The following is a 15,631-nucleotide window of genomic DNA, read 5'->3' on the forward strand; positions in this document are numbered from 1 at the left end:
AACTTTGCCCTAAGCCCTCTCCTTAACATTACACGCCAAGTACAAGCGAGGGCATAAGACAAAGAATGAATGAGTATTTAGAATAATGATAATTGTAGTTGCTTTTCTGTCATTCTCCTTGCATTCTTAACAGCGGTTTCAAAGTATTTGTCCTTGAGTTCTATTCCTATTCCGTAACGGCCCAACTCAATAGCTTTATATACCTCGCTGCCTATTCCTAAGAAAGGAGTAAATACCGTTTCTCCTGGATTGCTCCACATCTGTACGCAACGTTTGATGACTGATAGTTGCAAAGGGGCTATATGCTTTTCATCTCCTAAGTCTGTACCCTCTGAATTGTTCAGTACGTCCGTCCTCTTAATGTCCATCCATGTATTAACTCGGTAGTCCTCCATGATTGCATTAAGCTGCTCTATATCGCTCTTTTCCACATTCCACACAGGAGATGCCCATTGCTGCCAAACATCTAAAGGGAAATTATCTTGGTTCTTATTGTTAATCGGTGTCCAATCTTCCTCATTACCTTCCCACTTACGGAATATGGTAACATATTCGGGTAATCCCACCCCTGTATAACTACTATCCTTGCGAAGCTGTTTGTATAATAGTCGTTGCGTTTTTGTTCGTTGCATCTCAAGTACAGGATCCGTCCAGATATTTATCTTTGAGTGGTATTTAAATCCGACTGCTTCGACGGCCCTATGGTGATCTCCTGTAAAGTCATACAACCCCGTGTAGCCGCTTGAGTTCTTATATACAGCCAAATCCTTGGTGTGGCAAACCATTAATCTCCCTGGTTTAAGGATACGGTACAAATCGTGCAAGAGGAACGTATATTGTTTGAAAAACTCCTCGTGGCTCTCATTATTCCCCATGTCGTGTATGTAGTTGGAGTAGGTAAATAAGGAGCTAAACGGAGGGCTAAATATGATTAAATCAACGGAATTGTCAGGGATACGCTTAATCTCTATGCAGCTATCACCTTTCATGAGCCAATATTTGTTTGTCTTCACCTCCTTGAACTCATAGGAGTTGAGCAACCCAAAAGCATCACCATTTATAAACTTGTTCATTTGGGCCTGCATTTCTTTGAATTGTCGTTCTTTCTTATCAATTGATAACCTTACATTTTCCATAGTGTCAGTTGTTATTAGGTAGATATTTACTTCGTGTGTTTGTCCAAATCGGTAGGAACGTCTTATGGCTTGATAGAGACTTTCAAAAGAGAAATCTAAACTGGCAAATATCTGATTGTGGCAATTTTGAAAGTTCATGCCGAATTGGGCTATTTTCTTTTTCGTTACCAGTACTCTAAATTCTCCATTGGCAAAGCCAAGTAATTTCTTTTCCTTGGTTTCAGTCTTTTCACTTCCATTCACTGCCACGGCATCAGGAATAAGCTCTAATACTTTCTTTTCTTCCTCATTCTGATTAACCCAAATGATGAAAGTTTCATCGGAGTTATTAACGATCTCAGCCACTACTTCAAGGCGTGGTAATAGGGTAATCCTAAGTTCCTTATTGAACTCTGTAGCACTTACTGATACATCATTGAAGAGTTTGCCATTATCTTTCTTTTGGGTTTGTATCTGTCGCTCTATATAATTGAGTTTAGGAAGCTCATACCCTTCGGCTGTAAAACCAATATCTGAAGGCTTGGTTAGCATAGTAGCCCACGAACTTATCCAACCATAGAAATCACGAGTTGCATGGCCCTTCAATCGGTAGTTGTTCATTCCCTCATCTCTCACGAACCACTTAGCACGCATGTCCTGGGCATCTAACACATTGAGAAACTCGGAGTGGTTGCCTATCTCGTTAAGGTCGTTTGGGCTTGGAGTGGCCGTACAGCACAGCTTATAAGGTGTTTCTTTAAACTTCTCAATGAGAGCATTTTTATACTTCCCAGTGAAGTTCTTCAGTATTGAACTCTCATCAAGCACCACGCCCACGAATTGGCTCGTATCTATGTTATCCAACTGCTCGTAGTTACAGATATACACCCCTTGCAGCGGTTCTTTATCGTGGTACTTTTCTACCTTAATACCAAACTTTTGCCCTTCCTGTATCGTTTGCCCTGCTACTGCTAAGGGGCAAAGAATAAGTACAGGTTTGCCTGTATGCTCACTTACTTGGTGTGCCCATTCCAATTGCATGAGGGTCTTTCCCAATCCACAATCGGCAAAGACTGCATAACGCCCCATTCTTAGGGCCTTACCAACGATGTAACGTTGGAAGTCAAAGAGGTTGCTATTAAGCTGCTGCTCTGATACCTCAAAGCCAGCCGCTATAGGTTTTCGCTCCTTTGATTTTAAAAACTCTTGATACTCGTTCATTTTTGATTTGAAATTAGAGATTTAAAAAAAGATTTATGCGCACTCAATCTCCTCTCAAATCGGTTATTATAGCCCCCGCTCACGGCTCGAACGTGCGGGCTTGCCTATCGGGGTGTCCTTCTAAAGAAACTAATAACTTTCCTCCTCCTCTGGTCTTACTATATATTCATGGCAAAAGGCGTGGTCAATTACGGCTTCTATCTTCATTACCTTTGCCGATAGCAGCGTCATTGTGTAAGGTATTACCTTGTCATTCTCCTTCATTATACGATCAAAAAAGGCAATACATAGTGGTTTGGTCTCCTCGGCATTAATGGCTTTTACTAAGAACTTTTCATAAGGACGTGTATAACCATCCGACTTAATCTCCATTTCAACGATATAGTAATTTACCTTGCGTTCCTCCTCTAATTCCTTGGCTAAGGTTACGATATACAGGTACTCCTGCTCCTTAAGAGATACTACTTCAAACGATCCCTCGTAGCGCTGCTCTATGTAGTCAGTGAGTATCTGCATGGCTGTATCTACACTGTTAGCGTAGAGGTAAAAGGTCTGTTTCTTTCCTTGGAGCTTAACCACAGTGACCCATACAGCGGCGTTACCATTCACTAAAGTAGCTTGTCTCTTTACATTGCTTACTTTTACTTTGGAAATATCCCCGCTCTGTATGAAAAAATTAATTTCCTCTAAGTTGTGATGGTCTAAGAATGTACCACGGTCAAAGATTATCTCTTTTCGTTCTATATTGACTAACTCCCCAGTGCTTTCATCTACGAAATTCTCAGGCCATTTTCGGTAAAGCGTCTCAGCTAAGTACTTATCCTTCATCTCAGATAGGTTGGAGGTAGTGATAATTTCCTCCTCAAAACGATTAACGGTTTCTTTCATTGCTTATTTTACTTTAAATCTTGCTTATTTACTTTTTTGCGTTGGTTTTTAGATAGTTAGGAATGATTTTTTACCTTGCTTAATGAGGGGTGAAAATTGGTTATTCCTCATCGCTTATTGGTTCAGGCAAATCTAATCCGAAAAAGTCCATACATAGCTGCCTGATTTGTTGCTTAAACTCCTTTTCCCATTCGTAAGTGGTCAGCTTGGTGCTGCTCTTAGGCACTCTTACCACCTCCCCAGTGGCAGGATTGACACGCTCTTCATAGTTACAAGTTGTCTTTAACAGCGTATGCACTTCATTAGGATTATATAACTCCCCCCACTCGTTATAAATAGCGGTCTGTATGAGTGGTATCCAACAAGCCCAATAGAAGGCATTTTGCTCATTACTTCTTTTCTTGCTACGCCTTTCAATGGTTAGGTTGATAGGCAAGCCCTCAAAGGAGCCAATCGCACGAGTTACCATTTCTCGGTTACCTACCAGCTTGCCATCTTTAACGGTAGTGGGGATTGTTATCTTCTTCATCGTCTTTTAGCATTAATGAAAGGAATATAGCTGTTACCATAGCGTGAGTTGCTCTAATGTAGTCTTTACTAATGATTAGTAAAAAATCTAAAAACAAGCATACTATTATCGTTATTAATTGTATCTTTTTCATTGTTATTATTTTTTGAAAGCAAGGCAGGACTCGAACCTGCATTTAGTCGCAAGCCAAAGCGAACGTACGACTCGAACGTATCCTAATCCCGTCAACCAAACGGAGCGGCTTCCAATTTCGCCACTTGCTTTTATCATTATTACATTTCCTCTTTAATTAACCATTCTTTAAACCCTTCTTTGTCCTTAGAAAATCCTTTATATATTTTCTTTGTTAAGGGTGATTTAGCTACATCAATCAAAGGAAATAACCTACAAACGATTTCTTTAAAACTACCAAAATCAATTTCAATGCCTTTATTTACAAAAGCATCATAGAAATAATCTTCATCAATTTTTTCTTCATCTTCTGTATTTATTCCTAAAATAGTTAAGCCTAATATATAGACTTCATAGCTATCTAATTCTGTTCTTTCTATTTTTCTCATCATAATAAAGGTTTTGCTATTTCTAATAGTTCTCTTTGGTCTTCAAAAAACGTGTTCCTGATTTCCATTGATTCAAAATATAACACTCTAAAATCTCCCATTAAACAATCTCTTACAAGTTCTCCATTTCTTGTAGTTATAATATGTACATAACTATAATTTTTTGGTTGCCAACCCTCATTGTAATAGTCTCTAAGGATAACAAGTTTTCTAAGGGCTTCTAAAACATCTTTACTCATTAAAAAGATATTTCCTTTTGCAAACTCCCTTTTTGCCCAGTCTTCCGCTTCCTCAAAAGTTGGTACAGGTGCTTTTTGTTCAAAGCCTTCAAGTTCTATAGAATAATCCACAGTGGACAATGTATTGATTGCTCCTTTGCTTTTTACAAAGCAACCTTCATTAGTGTATTGAATTTTTAATCCGTCGTCAAATTCAACCTTAATAGGAAAGTCAAAATTTGTATCCTCTAAAACCTCTATTACTTTTCCTTTGTTCGGTGATATTGTTTTATCCCAAACCTCCATTCCTTCTTTAAATATTGTTTTCATAGGCATTATTGATATTCTGCAATTACTTTTCTATCATTTTTATAAACAACCTCTCCATTTTCGGTTACTTCACTGACATGATACGTAAGCCCTTGTACTGAGTTGGGTTCCTCTTCTTCAATACATTCAAATGGACTTTCTTCAAAAATATCCATCGCTTCTTCGTAGCTGTTAGCTTCTACAATAGCTGTGTAAGTACTTTCTTCCACATGCTCGAATTTAATTACATACTTTTTCATTTTTTTTAAATATTTAAATCTGTTATACAAATGGGTTCAGGATAGCCTTCTATCTCAATTTTGTCACAACTATAAATAAAGATTTTTTCACTTTTCTTATCTTTATTCCAATCTTCTTTTGTTATAGGAATTGGTATAGTCCAATTAGGACAGATTCCATAAACACTACCTTGCACATATTCAATGATATTTTTTCTGTTTTTTATTAACCATTGAATACACATTTCTTTCTTAAAGTACTTAGAGTGTACAGCAAAAAGAATTGTTTCTTGAGGAAGTCCCGTTTCAGTTAAATCGGGACTTACATTTGACCTAAAATATGAGATGTCTTTTAATTTTTTCTCATATTCCAAGCATTTCTCTTCAGAGTCAAATTGAGTACCATCCTCTGCTTCATAAACTTTTGTTTCAAGTATTTTTTCTTTCATTTTTTCTTTATTTTTAAGTTACTAAAAAGGTAATCCATCATCTTCCTGATTGTCTAATATCGCAGGGTTCGGCTCTCTTCCATGGTTATCAAAGAGCTGCGGTTGTTGTACCTGCTGTGGTGCTCTCTGTGGAGGAGATGCAGGCGTTGATTGTGTTACTGGTTGCTGTGGTGCCTGCTGTACGGGCTGCTGATTGGCTACATTAGTAGTCTGTATCACCTCAATTTTCCAACCTTCAATCGTGTTAAAGTACTTGGTCTCTCCTTGTGGGTTTGTCCATTCTCTCCCTCGTATATTGATATATACCTTTACATTTTGCCCCACTTGTAGATTATTGAGTAAGTCGCAACGCTGCTGGGTAAATTGAATGATGATGGTTTGCGGGTATTGCTCCTCCGTTACTATTACCAAATCCCTTTTCTCAAAGCCGTTTTGTCCTATCATCTGAGAGGGGAATATCTGTTTTATTCGTCCTTGTATTTCCATTATTTTGCTTGTTGTTTTTCAAGTTTTTCTAATAAAGCATCAGCAAATAATACTGCTTTACCTGCAACTATGTATATACTTTCATTACCCTTACTTAACATAGCTTTTGCAGCTTCTATCGCTATTTGTTCACGCTTGGTTATTCCTATGCAATGAATTGTATCTGATGGATATCTATCCATAAGAGAATCATTTGCTATTATTATTTCTCCGTCATCACAAACTAATAATGAATTAGGAGTTACAGGTTGTTCTCCGTTTTTAATTTTCTTACTCATTTTATTTAATTTTTACTTATAAAAACTTCTACTTTTATGCAGCTCTAAAACCTCGCTGCTTTCCTTTCTGTTTGCCTCAATAAACGCACGTGCCTGCTGTATGCTAAGGTGTGTATTGATATTGCCGTAAGCGTGGGTATATTCTCCGTTGGCTCGTGCTTCCTCTATTGCTTCTTGTATATACTCCTCGCAGTAATTATGCTCAATAGCATAGAGGTCGTAACCTTTAGCAGTGATACCTTCTAAATGTACTGTGTCGGTAGCGTGGAATATCTTTTGTCCGTTGGGTAGGAAGATCCGCCAACCAAAATTAGGTACATCGTGGTACAGCTTAATTGGTGATACCTTGAACGCTCCGTAATTGTATATCTTCCCCACTTGCAATACATCTATATTCTTGATACAAGGTAACTCCTCTAAGAGGAAATCACCGCAAGCTACCCGCAAGGTTGGTCTTTCAGCTTGTAACCGCTGCAAGGTGCGTATTTTTAGATGATCGCTGTGCTTGTGAGTTAGGAGCACTATTTTTAAGGAACGTTTTACTTCTTGTAAGGCTTTGAGAGAAACGCCGCAATCTACCATTATTGCATTGTTGTATATCACGGCGTTACCCTCGCTACCTGAAATAATGACTTTTGCTATTCCCATTTGTTGTTAGTTAGGTTATATACACCACGTGGGAAGTATCTCATTTCAGGGCGTTCATCATATTCAAAAGCCCACCCTAAGCCAAAGTACTCAACCATTACTTCTCTTGGATTTTCGGCTGTTATCTTAATCACACAATCACGGTCTAAGGTTTGTCCATTAAGACGATATACGTGCGATTGTCCAAGGGTAAAATAACTTGTTTTCATACTTACAAGGTTTTAAAATCAACTTGTTTAGGGCCTTCTGAAGGAGCAGGGGCAGGAGTTACTGGCTCTTCTTGACTTGCTACTTCGGTAGGCTCGTTTTGCTCGATGATAACAGCATCTGTAACCTCACGCCCTCTATTCTCACTGATACCTTGTTCTTCTGAAGTGTACATTGCTCCAAGTTGTACAGGAAAGGCTTCTCTCAATGCTTGTACTTTGGCTACTTTAGCAATCATTGTCGCTTTTTTGTCATTCCAATTGCTCTGTTTTTTATCATATTCAGCAATGGTTACCTTTGCAACAAAAGGCTTAATTCTATCCTTACGATATACTTTTGCCCACGCTCCTAATATCTCATCTGATTGTAAGTAGAAATTTCCTTCTACTTCTATTAGTTCTCCACTTCTCATTAAGATAAGCCCTGCTTCTAATCCTGCATAGGACTCATTAGCTTCAGCTCTTTTCATTAATGCCTCTTTGCTGACAATCATCTGAGCAGGAGTATTACCAAACTTGATAAGGTAGGCTTCATTAAGAAAAGGATTTAGCTTATTGAACTTGCAGACACTCATAAACTGCATAAGGTCTTGGTCTGTTACTGCTCCGTTACCCTTGGTTAGGTAATCTCGGATAATTTGGTAAGATAGTCTTACATTTTCACCCGCTACCTCATACTCTATAACGGGATTTTTTGCGTTAGTTACTGCTGTACTCATTGTATATTGTAATTAATGTTATTTGTTTCTAAGAATTGACGTAATGCCCTAAGTTGTGCCCTTGTACCGCTCACGCCAAGGGTATAATGTAGTATTTCTTCTTGAGGGGCTGGCACCGCTTCATTTTTCACTATTCGTTCTTCACTTTTCACTTCTTGCGGCGCTTGTAGCGGTGCCACTTCTTTTGCCTTTGCTTCAGCGGCTAACCTTGCTTGCTCGGCTGCTGCTTTTTGCGCCTCGATACGTGCTAATTCAGCTTCTCGTTGCTGTTTGCGATACTTTGCGTTATTTATCGCAATCATTACATCAAGGGTTTGCTTGTAATCAGCGAGAATCTCCGCCTTATATTCGTCGGGGTCTGTTAGGCTTTCAATAAATTCAAGGCTTTTAACCACGTTGTCAATGTTAGTGTTTACGATGTCTTTCAAGCTCTTGTCTGAATCACTCAAACCTATCTTTAAACCAAGCCTTTCAAAAGGGAGAAAGTCAATATTATTCGCTTGACAGAGTTCTGTAAAATAAGCCCTGATACGTGCTTCTTTGTCTGCTTTTAGCTTTCTGTCGAACTCGTCAATTTTCACCTTAAGAATGCCATCGGCTTTCTCGTACTTTTCTTTGATAAAGGTTTTATATGCCTTCTCAAAAGCCTCATAAGGTGCTACTACTTGCTCTTTGATGCGTTTGCGCTGCTCTTCAAAGTCTTTCAACTCTTTATTGAGCATTGCTCTTGTGTCCTTAACTGCTTTTTTGGTGTCCTCTGTTACGAGTTGTTTGTCTAAATCGAGCGCTGCGATACGCTTGTCAATTTCTTGTCCAACGCTCTCCAATCGCTCATAGACGATCACAGGGAGTTGTTGTACTGTGATTAAATTCTCATTCATTTTGATATAATTTTATTTGTTATTATTCTTCATACTGGCTTAGTCTCTCACGAAACTCAGCTGCTATATTCTGTCTTGCGTCATCTATACACTTGATATAGTCGTTAATAGGTACTTCACGGGTTACTTGGCTATCAATAGGGAGGGCTAAAAACCCTATCACTCTATCGCTATCAGCGCCAAAGCACCATATAAATCGCTCGTCTATTCTGTCAATCTGTACGAGCCAATCGCCTATCTCATAGCATTTGCCTTTTTCTACGGATGTTTTCATATTTACCACATTTTAGAAGTTGCATAATCGGGGTGTATATCAGTATCTTTAAACTGAAATTCTTCATTAGCTCGGTTGGTGAGTACCGTTGTTAATACGTTTTCTTGCATTTCAGTAGCCTTAACCTCTTGGAAGTTGATGTATATATGCTGTATCTCTACACTGTGGCAGCTTGCATTATTATTGCCCTCGCAATGGGTTGTTACATCGTAATAGATAGTGCAATACCAATCATCAGGGTAATCATCTTCTGTGATAAATTCACAACTGAAAGACCTTTGACTATCTTCTCGCAAGTCCAACAAGTCGCTGTAATAATAACATTGCTTGCGTTCTTCGTTGAGTACTCGCTCAAATTCGGTATTTGTCATTGTTCTCATCTCAATACGTATCTAAGTTGTGATTCTTTAAGGAGTTCTTGTAAGGAGTGTAGTGCTAAGCAGTCGCTATACGCTTCTTTTTGCTTGTTTGTTAGCTCACTGTAACGGCGCTTGTTGTAGCACAAATAGCCGTCAATCACTTGTAGTTCTGTATCTTGCACTTTTTTTGGCTTTTGCTTGCAAGAGAAAATTTTTTGAAGTATCTTTGCCATCGTTAAAAATTTTGTTTGTTATACATACGCCTCGCATGCCAGCGGGGCTTTTTTTATAGGTCGCTGTTTTGTCGTGCTCTTTCAAATTCAGCGTAAAATTTAGTTGCATATTCTGATATATCAACGGGTTCTTTCATTTTGATTGAAGACTTGCCCCCTTCCACAAGGGCAAGTTCTTCGTTAAGGCTAACAATCTCGCTTGCTAATTCTCTAACTGTACCCTCTAAGGACAATTTGAGCAATGTTACTCGCTCTAATTTTCTTTTGAGGTGTCTTTTTAGCTCGGTATTATTCATGATTTATTCGTTTTTTATATCTTCTAAGAAATAGCCATAACTCTCATATAAAGGCATTAGTCTTACATTGAGTAATGTATCACTTCTACGCCTTGCAGAATTTTGTATAGCTATCTGTGTCTTATCCATTTCAAGGGCTATTTGAAGGCTTAACTTATTATTAGATAGTATCTCTTCTGCGATAGTCTCAGAGAGCTTGCCCGTAACTTTATGCCTTTTTTTTACTTTATTCATTTTATTCATTGTTGTTTACATTTTTATTATTATCTTTGTATCGTAAAAATGTAGAACATTTGTTGTTACATTTCGACGATGCAAAGGTATAACTATTTTGGTTATAAAACAATCTTTTGTATAACTATTTTGGTTATAAATAATGTTAAAGTTTTTAATCTATTGATTTTTAAATAGATGTGATGAAAAATTTTCTAAGAAAGAACTGGTTAGGGCTGTTGGCTATCGTGATAAGTGTAGGTACTTGGCTATCTTTTTGGCTAAGATTTAGCCCTTTTACATGGGATAGCTTTAGGGTTATGGCTGCAACTATGGGGATAATTGTTACCTTTTTAGTGGGCTTTCAGATTTGGACTATTATTGATAACAAGGCTCATAATAAAATGGTTTCAGAACAAATTATAGAGATAAGGGAAAATGTTTTTAATGAGGTCGAAAACATAAAAGAAGCCATTAAAGAAGATAAAAAGTACTTAGATAACCATAATAATAGCATAGAAGAAAGATTACAGTTTTATGAAGCTAATTTTGAAGGATTTGAAAGATTTATATTTGGAGAATTATATAGCCTTGTTAAGTATATAAACAACAATAAAGCAGATCTTAATCAATATGATGAAGAGTTTGTTTTTTATAGGTTAAAGATGATCCTATATCTGCTAAAAGCAAAAGACTTTCCTTTATTAAAAGAAGTGTTAATAAACAGTTTGCAGGTGTTAGTTCAACGTGATATAGAAATAGGAAGGGGAAATGCTTTGATATATTATAATCATTTGTCTATTTGGATAAATAACTATGGAAAAGAAGATGAAATAAGAGGTTTTCTTGAAAATTTAAGAAAACTTATAATTCAAAATTATCAAGAATAGACTTTTTATAGATATATGAGTCACCCATTTTTAAAGGAAGTGCTCCTGATACTTTATCTTCTTTCAAATCTCGTATAAGTTTCTTATATCTGTCTAATTCATTTTGAAGTTCCTCTACATCATTGATAGGTTTTCTTACAAAATCCATTTTTTCAATGGTGGTGTTATGGTTCCCATCAAAAAGAGATTGATAAAGTTCTATATCATCCTTGTTAAAGTCCTTTATGAGATTGTACAAATGTTTTGCATTCTCTATATTATTGGTTTTAAGGATCAACCATTTCCTTAGTTCATAATGCCTATTATTCATAATAAACGAATTTTTAATTAAAGCACAAAGGTATGAAAAATAATTCAGATAACCAAAATGGTTATATAAACTTATATCTTAAGGAGGCTTTTTCTAAACTTGGAAAAGAGCAGTCAGAAATAATAAAAGACTTAGGGGTGTCTCAGTCGTACGTGTCTAACTTAATGAATGGGAAAAAGTCTGTGGGAAAAAACATGGCTGATAAATTAGTCAGTCTATATGGTTTTGATAAGGCAAAAATACTCACTGGTGAAGGCTCCATGCTCATTCCACAGATAGAAGAAGTTGTGCCAGATGAGGAGGAGGAAGAAAGCTACCTAAGAACAGAGCGCAACAAATACGGATTATCCCTTCAAGACATAAACGAATATACTCAAATATCTGTGAAAGACCTCCGCTTATACGATAGTGGGGAAAAGGAAATGCCTAAGAAGGTAAGACGCATCTTAGAAGGGTTCTTTGAGAAGGTAGAGTTGGAATACGAAAACAGAGATGAGGACGAAGAAAGAGAGCGTACAGAAATTCCTATACTCATCACTAATGAGATGTCTAAAGATGTACTTGTGCCTTATTATGATGTAGATTTTGCGGGAGGTTGGAGTTCTGAGGAATTATTTTCCCAACACAAGCCCTCTTTTTTCATCACCATTCCTGATTTCAAGCGTGCAGAATTAGCCTGTAACCTCATAGGAAACTCTATATCCCAACGTATCAAAAGCGGCTCTATCATAGGCTTAAGAAAAGTAGAAGATTGGCAAACCTACTTTCCTACCAATGAGGTATATGCTGTTGTTATGCGAAATAACTTGCGTACTGTTAAATTAGTAAGGAGGGCAAAAGAAAAGGGATTTATCGAGCTTGTACCTGCTCCTTTGCCTGAATACAATGACCCTCCCTATCAAACAGAGACAATACCTCAAGATTATATAATAGAGTTCTATCAAGTGGTAGCCACTGCTATCGTGGAGCGGATAGCGTATTAAACCTTAAACCATATTGAAAAATGAATTTTGACTTTTTCTTTGATATACACATTACTATTGTAGATATACTGACATTCTTTTTGTCGCTTGGTGTGGCTATATGGTCATATTTCATCAACAAAAAGTTGAACAAACAGCAGGAAATTATCAATAAGTATCAAATAGACAGCTATTCAAAAGCAAACTTAGTCCTAAAAGTTGAGAATACAGAAGGAGGACACCGAAAAATAATAATGACTAATATAGGTAATTCACCTGCAAAAAACGTCCGTATAGATTGGAATGGATTAGGTGAAGATGGGAAAATAGTCATAAATGAGCAAAGAAAGCTCCCTTATGCTATTCTTGGTAGTGGTGAAAGCCTTTTTGTCACCATTGTTTTATATGGGACAGATAAAAGAAATCCTATTATATTTCTATTATGGGAGGATGATTATTCTAAAAACAATAGAAAGGAAACATCAATCTCTTTTTAGTGCTTTTCAAAAAAACTAATAATAGCTAATATAGATATAACAAGGCACAAAAAGGATATACTAAATATAAGCGTAGAAAAGGCAATTTCTAACACTTCCTCTGATTTTGATTTATAGCTCATAAGTTACTTTTTAAAGCACAAAGTTACAAAAAATAACAAAGCAAACAAGCTCGGATAAAACCATATGACTAAACTCTGAAATACGTAAAAAAAGGCATAGTAAGCCTATTTCAAAAATCCTTATAAATCACTATAAACCAATTACCTACATCGTTTATTGCCGTCAAGGTAAAAAGCAGGAATATGCAGCATTTCCGCTAAAAGTTCATTTTTAAATTATTGATTTTAAAGAAGTTACAAAGTGAAGATTTTTATCCTTTACGATTACGGCTCAGAAGGTTACAGGTTTGAATCCTGTCGAGGTCACAAAAATAACGCCCTGATTCTCAGGGCGTTATTTTTTTAGATTTTATAATGTTTCTTGTTATTGAATAGGTTTTATCCCTAATCCTCGTGCGGTTTTGATCCCTATAAACTTTTGCTCTGAATCATTCTTCTCTCCAAAAATCCTCTGAAGATTTCCCGATCCTATTAAGGTTGTCTCTACATATTGTATATCTCCAGAGATAGGTTCTGTCTTCCCTGTTCTGCTATAAGCCATATACATATGTCCTGGGATAGCCACTAAGAAACAGCGAATACCTATTTTTTCCAAAATACTTGCCAGAAGCACACTACCATCCACGCAGTTTGCATTCTTTAGTGCCAGTGTTTCGTTGATAAAGCGTACATTTTGGCTATATACTTTGGTAGCTGCATTGCTGGTATCGGTAATATTGCTATACTCCATTCCTTTTCGTATCAGTTGTGCTACAATAGCTATTACTTGTAGGTCTGCATAATCAGCTCCTCCCTGGTAGCCCATCCAGCCACTTAGTTTTAGGTTAGGTCTATCTTTGTACACTTCATTATGTTCCCTTAGGGTTTCACTCAAGAAAGTATCGATGAGTTTACTATCTTCATTCACATAAGAAGCAAAGAAAGGTCGAAAATCCAACACTTGGTTTCCTTGTCTCAAAGCGAAAACACACTCGCTCACACTTCGGTAAGGTACCTCCACATCGGCATTGGTAACCAACTTACCTTCTCGATCAAGTAACTGAAAACTAAAATGTGTAATACCAGGATGTTGGAATTTTATAAAATCATCATACTTCCACAATAAGTTCACTGAAACCTTATTCATTCCTTTATGGAAATTCTTTTCAATAAGAGTTTCATGAATGAATTTGTCATTAGTTACCCTTATTTTCCCTTTAAAATCCGTTTCACTATTTATGGAAAGGTCAAAATAGGTAAGCGTATTCTTATCAACTGTCTTTATCTGAGCCATACTATAAACAGCCGAAGGGTAGAGACTCCCATCAAGCACAGGGTCAAGCTGGGCGCTCATAGTAGCACTAAGGTCTGATTTGGCTAGCTCATCTTCACCTTTGGAACAACCTACCAGTGAAAGGGTGGTTGCTACTAATAATAAAACAATTTTTCTCATCTTAAAAATATTTAATTTACAATTCTAATTATCGTGGCAAAAATACATTTTTTTCTCGACCCAACAATAAATAATGCATTTTTTTAACACATAAATCAAAGCAACAAAAGTTGTTTTTTATTTTGTCATCCCAAAATTAAATCGTACCTTTGCAAAATCTTTTGAGCTTCACAAGGGAAAGATTATTTTATTGAATAATTATGTATCACTAAACTATGTGATCCGCGCTCCTCGCCCTTGGCCTATCACATAGCTAAATTTTATTAATCAGCAATGGCTGAAATTACAAAAGAACAACAAGAACAGTTGGACAACTTCAACTGGACTAAGTACGAACAAGGTATTGACCAAGTAGACCAAAACAAATTGGATGAATTCGAACGCCTTGTAAAAGAAAACTTCGTGGATACCCAAGCCGATGAGCTTGTAATCGGTACCGTAACTCACCTTACTGACCGTGAGGCAATCATTGACATCAACGCTAAGAGCGAAGGAGTAATCTCCCTCAATGAATTCCGCTACAACCCTAACCTAAAGGTAGGTGACAAAGTAGAGGTATTGGTAGATATCCGTGAGGACAAAACTGGCCAACTCGTTCTCTCTCACAAAAAAGCACGTACTATCAAAGCATGGGACAGAGTCAATGCTGCCTTTGAAAGCGGTGAAATCGTAAATGGTTTCGTAAAGTGCAGAACCAAAGGAGGTATGATTGTAGATGTATTCGGTATCGAAGCCTTCTTACCAGGTTCTCAGATAGACGTAAAACCTATCCGCGACTACGACCAATTTGTAAATAAGACTATGGAGTTCAAAGTGGTAAAAATCAACCACGAATTCAAGAACGTTGTAGTATCTCACAAAGCACTTATCGAAGCGGATATAGAAGAACAAAAACGCGAAATCATCGGTCAGCTCGAAAAAGGACAAGTACTCGAAGGAGTAGTGAAGAATATCACTTCTTACGGTGTATTCGTAGACCTTGGAGGGGTAGATGGTCTTATCCATATCACCGACCTTTCTTGGTCTCGTATCAACCATCCTACCGAAGTATTGGAACTTGACCAAAAGATCAATGTGGTTATCCTTGACTTCGATGACAACAAGTCTCGTATCCAATTAGGATTGAAACAACTTCAAAAACACCCATGGGAAGCCCTTTCTGATGACCTTAAAGTAGGTGACAAAGTAAAAGGTAAAGTAGTGGTAATCGCTGACTACGGTGCTTTCGTAGAAGTAGCTGACGGTGTAGAAGGTCTTATCCACGTTTCTGAAATGTCTTGGAGTACTCACTTGCGTT

General features: G+C 37.2%; 24 protein-coding genes and 1 tRNA gene. 4 read left to right on the forward strand and 21 right to left on the reverse strand.

Going from position 1 to position 15,631, the window contains the following annotated elements; genetic code table 11:
• Positions 1-77: 77 nt before the first annotated feature.
• The 19 genes from Q0625_RS12575 to Q0625_RS12665 all read right to left on the reverse strand — a co-directional run bounded on the left by Q0625_RS12575 (position 78) and on the right by Q0625_RS12665 (position 10,142).
• The gene (locus tag Q0625_RS12575; RefSeq protein ID WP_298827926.1) at positions 78-2,336 is read right to left on the reverse strand and encodes a DNA methyltransferase; all 2,259 of its coding nucleotides are present in this window, start codon (positions 2,334-2,336) and stop codon (positions 78-80) included.
• A 129-nt stretch (positions 2,337-2,465) separates the two neighbouring features.
• Positions 2,466-3,224 (reverse strand): hypothetical protein, encoded by a 759-nt coding sequence (locus Q0625_RS12580; protein ID WP_298827929.1) that lies wholly within the window; start codon positions 3,222-3,224, stop codon positions 2,466-2,468.
• Positions 3,225-3,324: 100 nt separating this feature from the next.
• Positions 3,325-3,753: a hypothetical protein gene (locus tag Q0625_RS12585; RefSeq protein ID WP_298827931.1), complete on the reverse strand. Its 429-nt coding sequence runs from the start codon at positions 3,751-3,753 to the stop codon at positions 3,325-3,327.
• A gap of 148 nt (positions 3,754-3,901) precedes the next feature.
• Positions 3,902-4,016, reverse strand: a tRNA-Ala gene (locus Q0625_RS12590).
• A 9-nt stretch (positions 4,017-4,025) separates the two neighbouring features.
• Complete coding sequence (locus Q0625_RS12595; RefSeq protein ID WP_298827934.1) at positions 4,026-4,316, reverse strand: hypothetical protein; 291 nt, start codon at positions 4,314-4,316, stop codon at positions 4,026-4,028.
• Positions 4,313-4,861 carry a hypothetical protein gene (locus tag Q0625_RS12600; RefSeq protein ID WP_298827937.1) on the reverse strand — a complete coding sequence of 183 codons (549 nt, stop codon included), beginning with the start codon at positions 4,859-4,861 and terminating at the stop codon, positions 4,313-4,315. Before Q0625_RS12600 ends, Q0625_RS12595 begins: the two co-directional genes overlap by 4 nt.
• Positions 4,862-4,866: 5 nt before the next feature.
• Positions 4,867-5,100 (reverse strand): hypothetical protein, encoded by a 234-nt coding sequence (locus Q0625_RS12605; RefSeq protein ID WP_298827940.1) that lies wholly within the window; start codon positions 5,098-5,100, stop codon positions 4,867-4,869.
• 5 nt (positions 5,101-5,105) lie between these two features.
• Complete coding sequence (locus tag Q0625_RS12610; RefSeq protein WP_298827942.1) at positions 5,106-5,528, reverse strand: hypothetical protein; 423 nt, start codon at positions 5,526-5,528, stop codon at positions 5,106-5,108.
• A 21-nt stretch (positions 5,529-5,549) separates the two neighbouring features.
• A complete protein-coding gene (locus Q0625_RS12615) occupies positions 5,550-6,014 on the reverse strand; it encodes a DUF3127 domain-containing protein (protein ID WP_298827945.1) in 465 nt (154 codons plus the stop codon).
• Entirely contained in the window at positions 6,014-6,292 is a 279-nt protein-coding gene (locus tag Q0625_RS12620) for a hypothetical protein (protein ID WP_298827948.1), read from the reverse strand. Before Q0625_RS12620 ends, Q0625_RS12615 begins: the two co-directional genes overlap by 1 nt.
• Positions 6,293-6,304: 12 nt before the next feature.
• Positions 6,305-6,940 (reverse strand): MBL fold metallo-hydrolase, encoded by a 636-nt coding sequence (locus Q0625_RS12625; RefSeq protein WP_298827951.1) that lies wholly within the window; start codon positions 6,938-6,940, stop codon positions 6,305-6,307.
• A complete protein-coding gene (locus Q0625_RS12630; protein ID WP_298827954.1) occupies positions 6,931-7,149 on the reverse strand; it encodes a hypothetical protein in 219 nt (72 codons plus the stop codon). The genes Q0625_RS12625 and Q0625_RS12630 overlap by 10 nt, the downstream gene beginning before the upstream one ends.
• A 2-nt stretch (positions 7,150-7,151) precedes the next feature.
• A complete protein-coding gene (gene bet, locus Q0625_RS12635; protein ID WP_298827957.1) occupies positions 7,152-7,865 on the reverse strand; it encodes a phage recombination protein Bet in 714 nt (237 codons plus the stop codon).
• The gene (locus Q0625_RS12640) at positions 7,862-8,746 is read right to left on the reverse strand and encodes a DUF1351 domain-containing protein (protein WP_298827960.1); all 885 of its coding nucleotides are present in this window, start codon (positions 8,744-8,746) and stop codon (positions 7,862-7,864) included. Before Q0625_RS12640 ends, bet begins: the two co-directional genes overlap by 4 nt.
• A gap of 22 nt (positions 8,747-8,768) precedes the next feature.
• Positions 8,769-9,020, reverse strand: a complete 252-nt coding sequence (locus Q0625_RS12645; protein ID WP_298827962.1) for a hypothetical protein — start codon at positions 9,018-9,020, stop codon at positions 8,769-8,771.
• A 2-nt stretch (positions 9,021-9,022) separates the two neighbouring features.
• Positions 9,023-9,400, reverse strand: a complete 378-nt coding sequence (locus Q0625_RS12650) for a hypothetical protein (RefSeq protein WP_298827965.1) — start codon at positions 9,398-9,400, stop codon at positions 9,023-9,025.
• Positions 9,397-9,612 (reverse strand): hypothetical protein, encoded by a 216-nt coding sequence (locus Q0625_RS12655; RefSeq protein ID WP_298827968.1) that lies wholly within the window; start codon positions 9,610-9,612, stop codon positions 9,397-9,399. Before Q0625_RS12655 ends, Q0625_RS12650 begins: the two co-directional genes overlap by 4 nt.
• Before the next feature lie 53 nt (positions 9,613-9,665).
• Positions 9,666-9,908, reverse strand: a complete 243-nt coding sequence (locus Q0625_RS12660; RefSeq protein ID WP_298827971.1) for a hypothetical protein — start codon at positions 9,906-9,908, stop codon at positions 9,666-9,668.
• Positions 9,909-9,911: 3 nt separating this feature from the next.
• Positions 9,912-10,142 (reverse strand): hypothetical protein, encoded by a 231-nt coding sequence (locus Q0625_RS12665; protein ID WP_298827974.1) that lies wholly within the window; start codon positions 10,140-10,142, stop codon positions 9,912-9,914.
• 182 nt (positions 10,143-10,324) lie between these two features.
• Between Q0625_RS12665 and Q0625_RS12670 the strand changes: the two genes are divergently transcribed.
• Positions 10,325-11,011 carry a hypothetical protein gene (locus Q0625_RS12670; protein ID WP_298827977.1) on the forward strand — a complete coding sequence of 229 codons (687 nt, stop codon included), beginning with the start codon at positions 10,325-10,327 and terminating at the stop codon, positions 11,009-11,011.
• Here Q0625_RS12670 and Q0625_RS12675 read toward each other — a convergent pair.
• On the reverse strand, positions 10,986-11,321 hold the full coding sequence (locus tag Q0625_RS12675) for a hypothetical protein (RefSeq protein WP_298827980.1): 336 nt from the start codon (positions 11,319-11,321) through the stop codon (positions 10,986-10,988). The two genes, Q0625_RS12670 and Q0625_RS12675, sit on opposite strands and share 26 nt — an antisense overlap.
• Positions 11,322-11,353: 32 nt before the next feature.
• Here Q0625_RS12675 and Q0625_RS12680 point away from each other — a divergent pair, with 32 nt between their 5' ends.
• Both Q0625_RS12680 and Q0625_RS12685 read left to right on the forward strand, forming a co-directional pair.
• Positions 11,354-12,304, forward strand: a complete 951-nt coding sequence (locus Q0625_RS12680; RefSeq protein WP_298827983.1) for a helix-turn-helix transcriptional regulator — start codon at positions 11,354-11,356, stop codon at positions 12,302-12,304.
• A gap of 20 nt (positions 12,305-12,324) precedes the next feature.
• The gene (locus Q0625_RS12685; RefSeq protein WP_298827985.1) at positions 12,325-12,780 is read left to right on the forward strand and encodes a hypothetical protein; all 456 of its coding nucleotides are present in this window, start codon (positions 12,325-12,327) and stop codon (positions 12,778-12,780) included.
• A gap of 486 nt (positions 12,781-13,266) precedes the next feature.
• Here the strand turns inward: Q0625_RS12685 and Q0625_RS12690 are convergent, their stop codons facing one another.
• Entirely contained in the window at positions 13,267-14,334 is a 1,068-nt protein-coding gene (locus Q0625_RS12690) for a hypothetical protein (RefSeq protein ID WP_298827987.1), read from the reverse strand.
• A gap of 273 nt (positions 14,335-14,607) precedes the next feature.
• Here Q0625_RS12690 and Q0625_RS12695 point away from each other — a divergent pair.
• Positions 14,608-15,631, forward strand: a 1,024-nt coding sequence (locus Q0625_RS12695) for a S1 RNA-binding domain-containing protein (RefSeq protein WP_298827990.1), incomplete at its 3' end; no start/stop codon positions are given.

The organism is uncultured Capnocytophaga sp. (assembly GCF_938029845.1).
Classification (GTDB): Bacteria; Bacteroidota; Bacteroidia; order Flavobacteriales; family Flavobacteriaceae; genus Capnocytophaga.

What these genes read in the sequence shown, in the direction of transcription:
- Q0625_RS12575 (WP_298827926.1), bottom strand. Translation starts at nt 2,336, where the DNA reads ATGAACGAGTATCAAGAGTTTTTAAAATCAAAGGAGCGAAAACCTATA.
- Q0625_RS12580 (WP_298827929.1), bottom strand. Translation starts at nt 3,224, where the DNA reads ATGAAAGAAACCGTTAATCGTTTTGAGGAGGAAATTATCACTACCTCC.
- Q0625_RS12585 (WP_298827931.1), bottom strand. Translation starts at nt 3,753, where the DNA reads ATGAAGAAGATAACAATCCCCACTACCGTTAAAGATGGCAAGCTGGTA.
- Q0625_RS12595 (WP_298827934.1), bottom strand. Translation starts at nt 4,316, where the DNA reads ATGATGAGAAAAATAGAAAGAACAGAATTAGATAGCTATGAAGTCTAT.
- Q0625_RS12600 (WP_298827937.1), bottom strand. Translation starts at nt 4,861, where the DNA reads ATGAAAACAATATTTAAAGAAGGAATGGAGGTTTGGGATAAAACAATA.
- Q0625_RS12605 (WP_298827940.1), bottom strand. Translation starts at nt 5,100, where the DNA reads ATGAAAAAGTATGTAATTAAATTCGAGCATGTGGAAGAAAGTACTTAC.
- Q0625_RS12610 (WP_298827942.1), bottom strand. Translation starts at nt 5,528, where the DNA reads ATGAAAGAAAAAATACTTGAAACAAAAGTTTATGAAGCAGAGGATGGT.
- Q0625_RS12615 (WP_298827945.1), bottom strand. Translation starts at nt 6,014, where the DNA reads ATGGAAATACAAGGACGAATAAAACAGATATTCCCCTCTCAGATGATA.
- Q0625_RS12620 (WP_298827948.1), bottom strand. Translation starts at nt 6,292, where the DNA reads ATGAGTAAGAAAATTAAAAACGGAGAACAACCTGTAACTCCTAATTCA.
- Q0625_RS12625 (WP_298827951.1), bottom strand. Translation starts at nt 6,940, where the DNA reads ATGGGAATAGCAAAAGTCATTATTTCAGGTAGCGAGGGTAACGCCGTG.
- Q0625_RS12630 (WP_298827954.1), bottom strand. Translation starts at nt 7,149, where the DNA reads ATGAAAACAAGTTATTTTACCCTTGGACAATCGCACGTATATCGTCTT.
- bet (WP_298827957.1), bottom strand. Translation starts at nt 7,865, where the DNA reads ATGAGTACAGCAGTAACTAACGCAAAAAATCCCGTTATAGAGTATGAG.
- Q0625_RS12640 (WP_298827960.1), bottom strand. Translation starts at nt 8,746, where the DNA reads ATGAATGAGAATTTAATCACAGTACAACAACTCCCTGTGATCGTCTAT.
- Q0625_RS12645 (WP_298827962.1), bottom strand. Translation starts at nt 9,020, where the DNA reads ATGAAAACATCCGTAGAAAAAGGCAAATGCTATGAGATAGGCGATTGG.
- Q0625_RS12650 (WP_298827965.1), bottom strand. Translation starts at nt 9,400, where the DNA reads ATGAGAACAATGACAAATACCGAATTTGAGCGAGTACTCAACGAAGAA.
- Q0625_RS12655 (WP_298827968.1), bottom strand. Translation starts at nt 9,612, where the DNA reads ATGGCAAAGATACTTCAAAAAATTTTCTCTTGCAAGCAAAAGCCAAAA.
- Q0625_RS12660 (WP_298827971.1), bottom strand. Translation starts at nt 9,908, where the DNA reads ATGAATAATACCGAGCTAAAAAGACACCTCAAAAGAAAATTAGAGCGA.
- Q0625_RS12665 (WP_298827974.1), bottom strand. Translation starts at nt 10,142, where the DNA reads ATGAATAAAGTAAAAAAAAGGCATAAAGTTACGGGCAAGCTCTCTGAG.
- Q0625_RS12670 (WP_298827977.1), top strand. Translation starts at nt 10,325, where the DNA reads ATGAAAAATTTTCTAAGAAAGAACTGGTTAGGGCTGTTGGCTATCGTG.
- Q0625_RS12675 (WP_298827980.1), bottom strand. Translation starts at nt 11,321, where the DNA reads ATGAATAATAGGCATTATGAACTAAGGAAATGGTTGATCCTTAAAACC.
- Q0625_RS12680 (WP_298827983.1), top strand. Translation starts at nt 11,354, where the DNA reads ATGAAAAATAATTCAGATAACCAAAATGGTTATATAAACTTATATCTT.
- Q0625_RS12685 (WP_298827985.1), top strand. Translation starts at nt 12,325, where the DNA reads ATGAATTTTGACTTTTTCTTTGATATACACATTACTATTGTAGATATA.
- Q0625_RS12690 (WP_298827987.1), bottom strand. Translation starts at nt 14,334, where the DNA reads ATGAGAAAAATTGTTTTATTATTAGTAGCAACCACCCTTTCACTGGTA.